This window comes from Streptomyces sp. NBC_00490, assembly GCF_036013645.1.
Classification (GTDB): Bacteria; Actinomycetota; Actinomycetes; order Streptomycetales; family Streptomycetaceae; genus Streptomyces; species Streptomyces canus_F.
In genome coordinates this window covers 627,781-641,868 of record NZ_CP107869.1, presented here as the reverse complement: position 1 = coordinate 641,868, position 14,088 = coordinate 627,781, and the positions used below count along the sequence as shown (strand labels likewise).

Genomic DNA, 14,088 nt, shown 5'->3' with positions numbered 1-14,088 from the left:
CGGCGGAGCCGGCGGGCGGCGTCGTGCTTGTGGCGGTGGTCGGCCTCGCCGAGCGAACCACCGCTCTGCCCACGGTCCGGTGACCGGGCACCCCGACCGCCCGGCGGCTGCGGGCGCGGCCCAGAGGCCTGGTGCCGCACAGCCGGCGGCGGAGGTCACCTCACGTGGCCTGGTCCCGCATGGTCGATGGAGGGGGCCGCCCGGTGTGACCCGCGTGCCGGAATGCCGACGCGGGGGCCGCCGCACGTCGCCCTTGTGCGGGAAAGGCGACGGCGGCGACCACCCCACCTCGCCGCCGCCGCGTAGCTCACCCCATAGCGCTCTCAGCCCTCCTGCACACGCTCGCCCTCGACCAGTGCCGTCTGTATCAACCGGGCCTTGCGGCGGGCGATGTGCAGGGCTCGGCCGGGCGGGAGGTTGACGGGCTTGGCGTTGCCGAAGAGGCGGCCTTCGGTGGGCGGGCAGGAGAGCAGGATCGCGGGGTTGTTCGCCTCGTCCAAGCGGCGGATCAGGGCGTCGCTCAGACCCCGGCCAGCGCCCATGGCGCTCCGGGCGACGATCACGTGCAGGCCCATCTCGAAGCCGAGGGTCAGATGCTCGAAGAGCGGTTCGAAGGGGCTCTGGAAGGAGTTGCCGGCGACCATGTCGTAGTCGTCGACCAGGATGAACAGACGCGGGCCGGTCCACCAGTCGCACTTGCGCATCCGGGCGGGGGCGATGTCCGCGCCGGGGACACGGGTCTTCATCGCGCGGGCGGCGCCGTCGATCGTCTCCTTGAGGTTGTCCAGGGAGATGACGTGCCCGATGCGGTACTCCTCGGGGATGCCGTCCACCAGCGTGCGACGGTAGTCCACCGCGATGATCTTGGCTTCGTTCGGGGCGTAACGGGCGGTGATGCCCGCGGTGACGCGGCGCAGCAGGTTGGTCTTGCCGCTCTCCGTGTCGCCGACGACGATCAGGTGCGGGGTGCGGCTGAAGTCGTGCCACACCGGCTCCAGGGCGTCCTGGTCGATGCCGAGCGGAAGTCGCATGCCGCCGCCCTCGGTCGGCTCGGGCGCGGGGAGTTCGGTGAGCGGCAGCCGGTGCGGCAGCATGCGGACCTGCGGGGCGGCCGGGCCGGACCAGTGCTTGGCCACCTCAGCGACCAGGTGGGCGACGCCCTCGCCGAGGTCCTCGAGGGAGCCGCTGCCGTCCAGGCGGGGCAGGCCGGCGAGGAAGTGCATCTTGCTGTCGGCGGTGATGCCCCGGCCGCCGCTGCGCGGCACCGATCGGGCCTTGCGGGTGTCGATCTCCGAGTCCATCGGATCACCCATCCGCAGTTCCAGGCGGGTCGCGGCCTGATCGCGGACCTGCGCGGACAGCTCCACCCAGCGGGTGGTGGTGATGAGCAGGTGGATGCCGTAGTTCAGGCCGCGGGCGGCGAGTTCGTTGAACTTCGGGACCAGGTCGTCGTAGTCCTGACGGACCGTGGACCAGCCGTCGACCACCATGAACACGTCGCCGAAGGGCTCGTCGGGGAACTCCCCGGCGGCGCGGCGACGGCGGTAGGACTGCATGGAGTCGATGGTGTGGTCGACGAAGAACTGCTCCCGGCGGGCGAGCAGTGTCATCACCTCGGCGACGGCCCGGTGCACCCGCTCCGGGTTGAGCCGCGCCGCGACACCGCCGACGTGGGGGAGTGCGGCGAACTGGGAGAGGCCGCCGCCACCGAAGTCGAGGCAGTAGAACTGGATCTCGGCCGGGGTGTGGGTGAGGGCGAGCGCGGCGATCAGGGTGCGGGCGAGGGTGGACTTGCCGCTCTGTGAGCCGCCCGCGATGGCCACGTGGCCGCCGGCTCCGGACAGGTCCACGACCAGCGGGTCGCGGCGTTGGTCGAAGGGCTTGTCGACCAGGCCGACCGGGACACGCAGCCTGCCCGTGCCGGACCAGCCGGTGGTGGTGAGGCCGCGCTCGGGGTCGGGGGCGAGATGGGGCAGCAGGGCGTCCAGAGGGGACGGCTCGTCCAGCGGCGGCAGCCACACCTGGTGGGCGGCGGGGCCTGAGTCGCGCAGTCGGTCCAGGGCCACGTCGAGCAGGGTCTCCTCGTCGCCGGTCTCCTCGTTCTCCGGCTCCGGGCCGGGCGTGGGGTCGAGGGTGCGCGGCACCACCCAGCCGCTGGTCCACGGCACGACCTGGCTGGCCACCCGGGCCTGGACCACCGCGCCGGTGCGGCGCCGGTAGGTGCCGGAGGAGTAGGCGGCACGGAAGCGGGTCAGGGCCTCCACACCGGACTTGAGATAGCCGCTGCCGGGCTGGGCCGGGAGCTCGTAGGCGTCCGGCACGCCGAGCACCCCCCGGCTCTCCATGGCGGAGAAGGTGCGCAGGCCGACCCGGTACGACAGGTGGCTCTCCAACTGGTGCATACGGCCCTCGTCCAGGCGCTGCGAGGCCAGCAGCAGATGCACGCCGAGCGAGCGGCCGAGGCGGCCGATCATCACGAACAGGTCCATGAACTCACGGTGTGCGGAGAGGAGTTCGCTGAACTCGTCGACCACCACGAACAGGCTGGGCAGCGGCGTGAGATCGGCCCCGCCGGCGCGGGCCCGCTCGTACTCCAGGGCCGAGGTGTAGTTGCCGGCCGCGCGCAACAGCTCCTGGCGGCGGATGAGTTCGCCGTGCAGGGCGTCCTGCATGCGTTCCACCAGGGCGACTTCGTCGGCGAGGTTGGTGATGACGGCGGAGGTGTGCGGCAGTTCCTCCAGGCCGAGGAAGGTGGCGCCGCCCTTGAAGTCGACCAGGACGAAGTTCAGGGTCTCCGAGGAGTTGGTCAGGGCGAGGCCCAGGACGAGGGTGCGCAGGAGCTCGCTCTTGCCGGAGCCGGTGGCGCCGATGAGCATGCCGTGCGGGCCCATGCCGCCCTGCGCGGACTCCTTGATGTCCAGTTCCACCGGACGGCCGTCGACGCCGACCGCGATCGGCACCCGCAACCGGGCGGAGCCGGTGTGGCGCGCGAAGAGAGCCTTGGTGTCGTGCCGGTGCAGATCGGGGATGCCGAGCAGAGTGGTCAGCTCCACGTCGCTGTCCAGCGGCTGGGCGATGTCGCTGCTCAGGCTGATCCGGCGGGAGGCGAGCAGCCGCGCCAGCGACTCCGCACCGAGCGGGCCGAGCTGGTCCGGCCGGCCGAGCGGCACCGCGCGCTCCTTGCGGCTGCGGTCGGTGCGCACCAGGTTCACCTGGTCCGGCCCGACGGTCAGCCGCAGCGTGTTGCGGCCGGGCCGCCAGCGCAGTGCGCCGGAGACGTCCAGCACCACGGCGTTGCGATAGCCGTGACCCTCCCACCGGTGCCCCTCGGGCACGGTGATGCCGTCCAGGACGACGACGGTGTACGGCTCGTCACGGCCCGGACGGGCATCCGGGTCGAAGCCGGGGCGCTCGGCGAACTCGGCGCCGAGCAGGTCGTCCAGCTCGGTGAGGTCGGCGGTGATCCGGCGGACCTGCCCGGCGCCGTCCTCCTCGTACGGATGCAGCGCGTGCGGCAGCCACTTGACCCACTCCCAGTCGGCCCGGCGCTCGTCGCTGACGCAGAGGGCGATCCACAGCTCCTCCGGCGCGTGGAACACCGCGAGCTGGCCGAGAGCGGCACGCAGCAGAGCGCGTACGGCTTCTCCGTCGGCGCCCTCGGGGGTCCCGGACGACGCGGGGAGCTCCCCTGCCAGGGTCTCCTCGGGGCGCAGCAGAACCCGCGCCGATGACCGCAGATACAGGCCCAGGGGCTGCTCGGGAATGGTGGAGTAGGCGCGGATGAAGCGGCGCAGGGCGTGCGCGCAGAGCGGTTCGAGGTCCTCCACCGGGCGGGTGGACACCGGGTTGAGGGTGAGGGCGAGCTGCTGTTCGCCGACTGCGAGCCGGACCTCGCCGAAGTCCTCGTCCGCCGGGCGCCGTTCCCACAGCCGTGAGGTGCGGGCCAGCGATCGCAGGGACGACGGCTCCGGGTGACGCCAGGCGAGCGCCCGCTGCTGCTCCACGATGGTGGCACGCACCCGCTTGCGGGTCTGCGCCAGGTAGCGGAGGTAGTCGCGGCGTTCGCCCTTCAGGCGCTGCTTGCGCTCACTGGAGCGCCGCATGAGCTGGCCCAGCAGCATCGCCCCGGCGGACAGCGCCATGACACCCATCGCCAGGTAGATGAAGACGCCGTTGCCACCGCCCGGGCGCAGGAACATCAGCATCATCGACACCGACATGAGCGCCATCGGCAGATAGGTCCATATCGCCGAGGTGTCGGGCACCGTCTCGGCGAGGACCGGCGGCTCCTGGAGGGTCAATTGTCCTTCGGGCATCTCTGGACCGCGCCTGCGGGCCGGCCGGCGAAACAGCACCACACTCAAGGAACAGAACCTCCGGTTCGCTGACTTTCCGGCCCACGCCGAATACCGGGAGACCCGGTAGCCGGAAAGACCGCACCGCTGTCATTTTCCCGGGACCCGGGCACGCGGTGAACGCCGGATGAATGGGGGGAAGCGGAAAGCGGGAAACGGCCAACTCTCCCACCATTCAACTGCATACCGGACAAGGAGTCCGGTCCCCAGCACGTTCCGGCGAGCGTAGGCAGTAGTCTGCATTCACGTGACGCGACCTGTCCACGCGGGAGAGGTGGTTGCCGGGTTCGCGGTCGTAATTCCCTTGTCCGACCCCCCTGTTCCGGCCCGTGCGGACCTTCCGTACTCTTCGCACTACGCCGCTCGCGGGGAAGTCCTCCTGTCAAAACCCCCACGGAAGACGAGAGTTCAGCTGATGACCGACAGCGCGGTGGCCGAACTGTGCCGCCTGACCGTACGTGCGCCGAGCGTCTCCGTCGATCTGGCCGTGCCCGCCGACGTGCCGGTCGCCGATCTGCTGCCCACGCTGCTGCGCTATGTCGGCGAGGAGGCCGAGGAGGCCGGGCTCGACCATGCCGGCTGGGTGCTGCAGCGGCTGGGTGACGCCCCGCTCGACGAGGAGGCGACCCTCGCGCGGGCCGGGCTCGCCGACGGGGACGTGCTCTATCTGCGCCCGCACACCGAGGCGCTGCCCGAGGCCCGGCTCGACGACCTGGTGGACGGGATAGCCGACACCGCCGGCCGCAGACTGCACACCTGGCACCCCGAGGCGGCCCGCGGGCTGCTGGTGGGCGCCACGGTGGCGACCGTGACGGCGGCCCTGGTGCTGGTGTTCTGGCCGGGAGCGGCCGGCTCCGGCTCCGTCAGGGCGGCCTGCGCCGCGGTGGCGGGGCTCCTGCTGCTCGCGGGCGCGGGCACCGCCAGCCGCGCGGTCGGCGACCGGCTCTCCGCGGCCGCGCTCGGCCTGCTGGTCGCCCCCTGCCTGGCGCTGGCCGGCTGGGTGCTGCCCGGCGGTGACCTGACCGGCCCGGATGCGGCGCGGGTTGCGGGCGCGCGGCTGCTCGCCGCGGGCGCGGCCGGTGCCGGCGGCGCGGTTCTCGCGCTGGCCGCCACCGCGGTCGGCGCCCCGGCCCTGCTGGGTACCGCGGTCGTGTCGGTGGCCATCGCGATCTCCGGGGCCCTCATCGGCTACACGGACCTGGCGGTGCCCGCCGCGGTCGCGTTGGTGGCGACGGTGTTCGTGCTCGCGGCCGGGACGGTGGCGCCGTTCGCCTTCAAGCTGGCCGGGATGCGGATGCCCGCCCTGCCCTCCTCCGCCAGCCAGCTCCAGGAAGGCATCGAGCCCTACGCGGGCAGCGACGTCGCCGAGCGCACCGAACTGGCCGGGCGCTGGGTCACCGCGCTCTTCGCGGTCACCGGGATCATCGCCGCGGGAGCCCTGGTGGTCCTCGCCGAACACCCCTCCCTGCCCGAGGTGTTGACCGCGCTCGCGCTGAGCCTGCTGCTGCTTCTGCACTCCCGCGGGCTGGTGCACATCGGCCAGCGGCTGACCCTCGCGGTGCCCGGGATCTGGGGTCTGCTGCTGCTCGCCCGCAGCTGGGCGCAGGACAGCGACGGCGATGGGCGACTGGTGGTCTTCGCGGTACTGCTCGGCGCGGCCGCCGCGCTGGTCATCGCCGCCTGGACGGTGCCCGGCCGCCGCATGCTGCCGTACTGGGGCCGGGCGGCGGAGGTGGCGCACACCGGCATCGCGGTGGCGTTGCTGCCGCTCAGCCTGTGGGTGGCGGGACTCTTCGGATGGCTGCGCGGCCTGTTCGGCTGAGTCCAACCGCACTCCGGCACGAGAACGACGAGGAGAGGCCGTGCAGTCCAAACGCGACCAGGTACATGCCCACACCTTCATGATGGGCAGGCTCAGTTCGGGCCTGCTGATGGCCGACCCGGACGCCCCGGAGAGCCCGCTCGGCCGCACCACACGCGGCGTGGTCTTCGGCGTACTGGTCACCGTCCTGGTCGGCGCGGGCGCCACCGTCTACGGCCTGCTGCGCCCCGGCGGGAACGACGCCTGGCGCGACGGCGCGCACCTGGTGGTCAACCGCGACACCGGTGCCCGCTACCTGTGGACCGATACCGACGGCGTGCTGCACCCGGTGCGCAACTACGCCTCGGCGCGGCTGATCGGCGGCTCCGACCTGGAGACCGTGGACGTGGCCACCGCATCGCTGCGGGACGTCCCGGTGGGCGCCCCGGCAGGCATCCCCGGCGCCCCCGACGCCGTGCCCGCGCCCGGCCAACTCGACTCCGGCGCCTGGCACATGTGCGTCACCGGCCCGGACGGCGCGTTGCCGGACACCTCCGGTGCCGTGGCGAGCGGGGTGGACAAGCCGGGCGCGACCACCGTGGTGGCCGGAGCGCCGCTGGATTCCAGCGGCGTCGGCGGCGACCGCGGGGTGCTGGTGAGCGGGCCGGACGACACCGAGTACCTGGTGTGGCGGGGCAGCCGGCTTCCCCTGGACCGCGCGTCGGACGCGCGCAACGCCCTCGGTTACGGCTCCGAGCGGCCGATGCCGGTCTCGGCGGCCTTCCTCGACGCGCTGGCCCCCGGCCCCGTGCTGAAGCCGCCGGCGGTGCCGGGACGCGGTGCGGAGGGCCCCGAACTCGGCGGGGAGGCCAGCCGGATCGGCCAGCTGTTCAAGGTCAGCGTCCCCGGGGGCGCCAGCACCTACCACCTGCTGCGCAAGGACGGTCTGGTGCCGCTGACCCGGCTCGGCGCCGCCCTGGTGCTGGGCGACCCGGCCACCCAGAAGGACGCCTACCGGGGGCGCTCGCCCGAGGTGCGCACGGTCGGCGCCGACGCGTTGCGCGAGCACCGAGCCAAGGGCCAGGACACCAGTGCCTCCACGGAGCTGCCGGACGCGCCCCCCGTCCCGCAGTCCGTGCCCCGCGGTACCGCGCTGTGCGCACAGGTCGACGGCGGCGACGGCGGCGTCCGGATCAGGTCGGTGCTGGTGCCGCTGACTCAGCTCGCCCCGGTCGCGGTCTCGGAAGGCGCCGCCCAGCCGCTGAAGCCGGCCTGCGTCCCGACCGACGCCACGGTGGTCCGGCCCGGTCGCGGTGCCCTGGTCCGTGCCCTGAACGCCAGCGGCGCCGCGCACGCGGGGACGAGCTACCTGGTGGCGGACAACGGCGTCAAGTACCGCGTCTCCACCAAGGATTCGCTGGCCGCGCTCGGCTACGAGAGCGCGGACATCGCCTCCGTCCCGGCGCCTCTGCTCGCGGCTCTGCCGACCGGCGCCGACCTCGACCCGGCCGCCGCCTCGGGCGTTGCCGAGCCCAAGGTGACGGCTCCGCAGTGCGCCCCGGACGCGGAACGGAAGGCGGATGAGGCGAGCGCCATTGAGGACAAGGCGGACACCGTACGCTGATCACGGCAAGGAGTGCATTCGGCGCCGATGAAAAGGAAAAGGGCGCAGGCGACAGAAGTTTTGAGCCAAAGTGGTTGCCGGTGAAGTGAAGTCCGCGGAGCCGTCGGGAACGGAACACGGCGGGAACCTCAAACAAAGCTCAGATATTTGGGCCGAGCCACCCGCGAAATCCGGAGGAAGCGCTGGCAAAGCCGGATACGGCTCTCCGCGAAGCCCGTTCGGCTTGTCCGCGTGCCCGCTTTTTGCCCGCCTCGCGTTGCCCGGCGGACGGCGCGCGCTGTGGGTGCCCTGCGGGTGGGAGAGGCTTGTTCATATCGCTGAAACCTCCGCACAACTCCCTTGCCACGTAAGAATTCCCAGGCGAGCTGACCCAAGCTCAAATCTTCCCTGTGCGCGTTGCGCGGAACGACGGCTTCTCTTTAGCCTCAGCGAGCAACTGTGCGACGAGACGGGGCTGAACGAAGGGAGCGCGACATGGCGGACAGCGCCGCGAGGAAAGCGGACTATGCCAAGGGCCTGGGGGGTGTCTCCTCACTGGAGTCGGCCCGGAGCCAGGTCGAGAAGATCCAGAACAACGTCGGTGAGATCGCCGCGCGTTCGGGCGTCGGCGGCGACGAGGGCCAGGCCCTGCTGAAGCTCTTCCGCAGCTGGAACGCCGAGGCGCAGAAGGTCGTCATCCAGATCAGCACGATGGTCGACGCGCTCCAGGAGAACGTGACCTCCGCCAACCGTTTGGCGCAGGAGAACCAGGACCTGACCGAGGTCCTCAACAGCAAGACCAGTCAGGGCGTCTTCGAAGCGCTGAGCTGACCCGACCGGTAGCACCGGCCCCGTCACGGCGAGGCCGGAACCCTTGAGCTTCCCGGGCCGGCGCCCGGCCCTACGAGAGGAGACGCCATGGCCGACGGCATCATCGACGTGCAGTACCCCGTGGTCCGCAACGCCATCGAGGAACTGATGGACCAGACCCAGCAGATCATCATCACCCTCAACAACCTGGAGGACGAGCTGAAGCCGCTCGTCAACTCCTGGGAGGGTTCCGACCAGGAGACCTACCGTCAGGTCCAGGCGGAGTGGGATCAGGCCACCAAGAACATGGCCAAACTCCTTGGCGACAACGGCGAGCTGATCCAGATGATCCACGACAACCACTCCCGCGACGAGCGCAAGAGCGCCGACAACTGGGGCAACGTGCGGGCCCGTTAGGGCATCGCCGGAGTTTTTCTTTCGTCGAGGGTTCGATGACGCGGCCGGGCCGTGTGCCCCGGACGCAGCGTGGAGCGGGGCGGGAATCCGCGGACCGGCCCGTTGCGTCCATGTCGCACTCGAGGACGCCGGCCCGGCCGCCGTCCGCCCACCACCCGGCGTCCGCCGTGCCCTCGTGCCCCCGTCCGGCACCAAGCGTCAGGAGTGCGTCCCATGGCCGGTGAGAAGGCCGACGTCAAGCATTTCGACCTCAAGCAGATGGAGAACTTCCGGGACAACGAGGTACAGCCGGTCCACACCGCCGCGAAGAAGTACCGGGAGGAGGGCGACGGATCCCACATCCGCCCGCTCGGCCACCTCATCGACGGACACACCACACCGGACAACCTCGCCCAGGACAAGCAACTCCTGCGCATCGGCAGGATGGTGACCGAGCCGCTGGTGTCGGGACCGAAGCTGATCGAGGACATCCGCACCGCGGCCGAGGCCATCGACAAGCTGCTCGGCGACCAGGTGGACCTCTTCAAGGAGTTGAAGGAGGCCCTCACCGAGACGATCGAAGAGGCCAACAAGACCAAGGACAAGAACCTCGACGCGATCGACGCCCAGACGCTCCTCCAGACCTTTGACGAGGTCGACACCCTCACCGCCGGCGGCTCCGGCGATCCGGACGACTCCTGACCGACCGAACAGAAAGGGCGCCCGGTGGCCGATCGGTACGACGCCAGCTCCGTCGCCAATCTCGACAAGTTCGACAACGCCGGCGATCCGTCGAGTGACACCTGGGCCACCCTGGTCACCCACATCACCGGCTATCCGGTGCCCGACCGCAACACCGTCTTCGACACCCTGCGCTCCGAACACGGCGGCAAGCTGTTCCGGATGGACATCAAGGAGCGCAGCCTCAGCGTGCTCGTCAAGGACTCCGGGTTCCTGACGAACAAGGGCGAGGACTACGACATCTGGTTCTTCGACAGCGGCAAGAAGCGCTCCATCATGCAGGCCCGGATCGTCTTCGAGGGCCGGGTCAAGGCCGGAGAGGAGATCATCTTCGCCGGTCCGGGCTCGGACAACGTCCATGACGCGCAGGTCCGTGAGGGCAACGAGTTCACGGACTACAACAAGGACAAGATGAGCACCATCCCGCTCGCCCGGTACATGAACGGGCCGCGGGCAGCACTCCTCGCCCTCCTGGGCGGCAGCACCACGGACGCCCGGTTCAGCAACCTCGGCGTGCCCGGCGCGGATGTGGTGGACCTGAACTCCTTCAACACCACCGGGGAGTCCTTCGACTTCGCCGCCAAGTTCTTCAAGGACCACGCGGTGGTGCTGAAGGACTGGGAGGACCGCTTCAGCCGCGACGACGCGAGCTGGAAGGGCGAGGCCGCGGAGGTCTTCCGCAGCCTGCTGAAGAAGATCCGCGAGAACTACGACAGTTACGTCGAGACCTTCAACTCCAGCCCGGGCGCGGGCGACGGGACCGGCACCGGCGCCACCGTGTACTCCCGCGCCCTGTCGCTGGGCCGCAAGTACCTCGAGGACGCCGCGAACAAGCTGCTGGAGGCGTGGCTCGCCTGGGCCAAGTCCCCGTACTACGACCCGCATCAGGTGCTGCGCTACGTCCTGGACGACCTCGCCCAGTGGGTGGACGCGAACAACGTCGCCAAGACCGACATCAAGTCGTACACCTCCCGCTACACCACGACCGTCAGCCACAGCCCGCAGGCCGGCTTCACCCAGGTGCACCCGGAGTACGGCGACCTCACCGACATCGCGAACTGGGCGAAGGTCGGCGACAAGGCGGTCAAGATCTGGAGTCAGGGCGTCGACGAGTACCTCGGCAAGCCCGCAGCCGAGGTGCAGTCGAACCTGAACAACCACTTCCTCGACCTGGGCGACGACTTCTCCGACAACGTGCCCAAGCCGAAGTCGACCAGCACCGCCTCGGAGGAGTACGAGGAGAAGAAGGCCGAGGAGGAGCAGGAGGAGATCAACCGGCAGAACGAGGAGAACCGCAGGTACCAGGACGAGCTGCGCGCGGAGCAGGAGCGGCAGCGCGAGGAGGACAAGAAGTACCAGGACGAGCTGCGTGCGGAGCAGAACCGGCAGCGGGAAGAGGACAAGAAGTACCAGGACGAGCTGCGCGCGGAGCAGAACCGGCAGCGCGAGGAGGACAAGCGCCTCCAGGACGAACTGCGCAACGAGCAGAACCAGCAGCGCGACGAGGACAAGAAGTACCAGGACGAGCTGCGCGAGGAGCAGCGGCGGGAGCAGGAAGAGGCCAAGCGGCAGGCCGAGGAGCAGGCCAAGGCCATGGAGGAGAGCCTCGGAGGCATCAACAACCCCAACGGCGTCACCCAGCAGAACCTCGACGGCCTGGACGACCTGCTGAACCAGAACAACCCGGTCACCGAGAGCCTGGGCGATCTCGGCGACGTGAACAGTCAGGGCGGCGACCAGCAGGCCTTCACCTCCACCCCGCCCCCGGGCATCACGAATCTCGGCAACCTCGGCTCGGTGAACACAGGCCCGGGCGGCACCAACAACGCCGCCAACGACGCGGTCACCCAGAACCTGGGGAACCTGGGCGGCCTGAACACGGGCGGTGGCTCGGTCAAGACCCCGACCGGTGGCAACACCCAGCTCGACGGCGGCAAACTCACCACCGACTTCCCGGACGGCAGCAGCACCAGCTTCGACCCGGACAGCGGGGTGCTCACCACCACCCACCCGGACGGCAGCGTCACCACGCAGAACCTGGATGACGGCACCAGGGTGACCAACCCGGACGGCTCGGTCACCTCCCTCGGCGACGACGGCAAGCTGACCACCACCTTCCCCGACGGCAGCGTCCAGACCGTCGACCCCACGACGGGTCAGGTCAGCACCACCGACCCCGACGGCACCACGACCACCCAGGATCTCGGCAACCTGGGCGGCCTCAACGGCCAGAGCAACAACGCGAATCTGGGCGACCTCGGCGACATCAACTCCAACCTGCCCACCCAGTCGGAGGGCGACCTCGACGACCTGGGGAACCTCAACACCGACCAAAACGGCCTCGAGACCCCGACCGGCGGCAGCACCCAGCTCAGCGACGGCGACATCGCCACCGACTTCCCGGACGGCAGCCGGATCAGCTTCGACCCGGACAGCGGTCTGCTCACCAGCACGAACGCGGACGGCACCACCACGACCACCGACCTCACCCACGGTGCGACGGTGACCAACCCGGACGGCTCGAAGACCAGCCTCGACAACGGCATGCTGACCACGGAGTTCCCCGACGGCAGCAAGCAGGTCATCGACCCCGACACGGGCATCGCCACCGTCACTGACCCGCAGGGCAACACCGAACGCGTCGACCTGCACGATCTCAACTCGCAGGGGAGCGGGGACGCTTCGGACATCCTCGACGGCCTCGGCGATCTGGAGAGCATCGGCGGCCTCAACGACACCGGCGGCGGTACCTCCACCCAGGACCTGTCGCTCTCCGACCTCGGCCTCAGCGGCGGCGCGGGCGACGGGACATCAGGCGGCGGGGTCGGGGAGAGCTACCTCACCGCTGACAGCAACGGCGGAACCGGAGCAGACCCCCTCTCGGACGGCGCCGCCGAAAGCGCGGGCAGCCCGCTCGCCCCCGCCGCGACGGCCGGAACCCCCGGCGCCCCCGGCATGCCCGGCAGCCCCGGCATGCCGATGGGCGGCATGGGCGCCGGCGGCATGGGGGCCGGCGGAGACAAGGGCAACGGCGAGCGAGTGCGCGCCGTACTGGTCGACGCGGCGGAGGAGAGCGAGCGCCGCAACCGCCGACGGCGCAGCCCGTGGAACCGCCAGGAGGACGACGACACCTTCCTCGCCCCGGCCTCCCGGGTGGCGACCACCGGCGGTGACTCCCCCGAGGAGGAGACGGAGACGGGCCGGAACAGGGCCACCAGCTCCGACTACCTGGAGGAGGACGCCGACGTGTGGGGCACGGAAGAGGGCGGCACACCGGCCGTGATCGGACGGTGAGCACCGTACGGCCGCGGCCGCCCACCCTCGCGCGGAGACGCATCACACTCGGTCCCGGCTTCCGCGGCGGGGACCTCACCGGGCAAGATCAGCAGGGCAGTTGACGGACGGCAAGCACGGACGGGCGCACGGACCACACGTCCGGACGCACGCAGCGACCGACGGGGAAGGCAGGAGTGGGCGTGACGGAACCGCTGGAGAAACGCCTCGAGAAGGCGATGGCCGAACTCCAGGCTGCCCAGGAGGCGGTCGCGCGCACCGAACGCGAGCTGCGGCAGGCGTCGTTCGCGGTGCTCTCCTCCGATCGCGCGGTCCGCGCCACCGTGGGACCGCAGGGCGAGTTGTCCGGGATCGAGTTCCTGGAGAACAAGTACCGCGACATGTCCCCCCAGGAGCTGGCCGCCAGTGTCCTGGAAGCGGCCAATGCGGCACGCCTGAAGATGAACCGGCATGTGATGAAGGCGATGGCGCCCTTCACGGAACCCAGCAGCAACGTGCCGGAGCTCAAGGGCTTCGAGCTGGACTGGGAGCGGATCTTCGGCCCCGAGGTGCTGCGCGACGACGCCGAGGACACGGCACGCGACAGCCGGGCCACGCCCGCCTGGCGGGACGCGCTCGGCGAGGACGGGGAGGACTGATGGGACAGCGGTACTACGTCGACCCCCACCGTATCGAGGCCCTGGCCAGGCAGTTGGAGGAGATCGGCACCCTGGCCGGAAGCATCACCGAGGAGTTCCTCGACGACCTGGCTCCCACGGTCACCTGGCCCGGTACGGAGGGCGAGTTCGCCGAGAAGGCCAAGCCGCAGGAGCAGAAGGAGCGCCAGACCACCAAGGAGACGATGATGTCGATCCGCGACGCGGTCGTGGGCATCACCGACGCCACGGTCAGCCAGGTGCGCATGATGAAGGACACCCGCGACCGCAACATCGAGGACGTCGAGCGGGTCAACAGCCGTATCGAGACCGATGGGTTGAACGGCGACGGTCCGGGTGGGCATGGCCGTCGCTGACCTCCGCACCGCCGGCCGCTCCCGCACCACATCAGGAGCGGCCGCTCCCGCACGCCCGCGCGGCCCCCAGGACGGC

Annotated in this window: 9 protein-coding genes; 8 read left to right on the top strand and 1 reads right to left on the bottom strand. The window is 70.7% G+C overall.

Annotated elements, in window-relative coordinates; translation table 11 throughout:
- Positions 1 to 323: 323 nt before the first annotated feature.
- Entirely contained in the window at positions 324 to 4,316 is a 3,993-nt protein-coding gene (gene eccCa, locus OG381_RS02670) for a type VII secretion protein EccCa (protein ID WP_327714442.1), read from the bottom strand.
- Between the two features lie 454 nt (positions 4,317 to 4,770).
- Here eccCa and eccD point away from each other — a divergent pair, with 454 nt between their 5' ends.
- From eccD to OG381_RS02630, 8 genes are all read left to right on the top strand, one after another.
- The gene (gene eccD, locus OG381_RS02665) at positions 4,771 to 6,177 is read left to right on the top strand and encodes a type VII secretion integral membrane protein EccD (protein WP_327714441.1); all 1,407 of its coding nucleotides are present in this window, start codon (positions 4,771 to 4,773) and stop codon (positions 6,175 to 6,177) included.
- A 40-nt stretch (positions 6,178 to 6,217) separates the two neighbouring features.
- Positions 6,218 to 7,780, top strand: coding sequence for a type VII secretion protein EccB (gene eccB / locus OG381_RS02660; protein WP_327714440.1), 1,563 nt, complete (start codon positions 6,218 to 6,220; stop codon positions 7,778 to 7,780).
- A gap of 474 nt (positions 7,781 to 8,254) precedes the next feature.
- Positions 8,255 to 8,590 carry a hypothetical protein gene (locus tag OG381_RS02655; protein WP_327714439.1) on the top strand — a complete coding sequence of 112 codons (336 nt, stop codon included), beginning with the start codon at positions 8,255 to 8,257 and terminating at the stop codon, positions 8,588 to 8,590.
- A gap of 87 nt (positions 8,591 to 8,677) precedes the next feature.
- A complete protein-coding gene (locus OG381_RS02650) occupies positions 8,678 to 8,986 on the top strand; it encodes a WXG100 family type VII secretion target (protein WP_327714438.1) in 309 nt (102 codons plus the stop codon).
- 213 nt (positions 8,987 to 9,199) lie between these two features.
- Complete coding sequence (locus OG381_RS02645) at positions 9,200 to 9,667, top strand: type VII secretion system-associated protein (RefSeq protein ID WP_327714437.1); 468 nt, start codon at positions 9,200 to 9,202, stop codon at positions 9,665 to 9,667.
- Positions 9,668 to 9,691: 24 nt separating this feature from the next.
- The gene (locus tag OG381_RS02640; protein WP_327714436.1) at positions 9,692 to 13,000 is read left to right on the top strand and encodes an AAWKG family protein; all 3,309 of its coding nucleotides are present in this window, start codon (positions 9,692 to 9,694) and stop codon (positions 12,998 to 13,000) included.
- Positions 13,001 to 13,182: 182 nt separating this feature from the next.
- Positions 13,183 to 13,638 (top strand): YbaB/EbfC family nucleoid-associated protein, encoded by a 456-nt coding sequence (locus OG381_RS02635; protein WP_327714435.1) that lies wholly within the window; start codon positions 13,183 to 13,185, stop codon positions 13,636 to 13,638.
- Positions 13,638 to 14,012, top strand: coding sequence for a hypothetical protein (locus tag OG381_RS02630; RefSeq protein ID WP_327714434.1), 375 nt, complete (start codon positions 13,638 to 13,640; stop codon positions 14,010 to 14,012). Before OG381_RS02635 ends, OG381_RS02630 begins: the two co-directional genes overlap by 1 nt.
- Positions 14,013 to 14,088 lie beyond the last annotated feature (76 nt).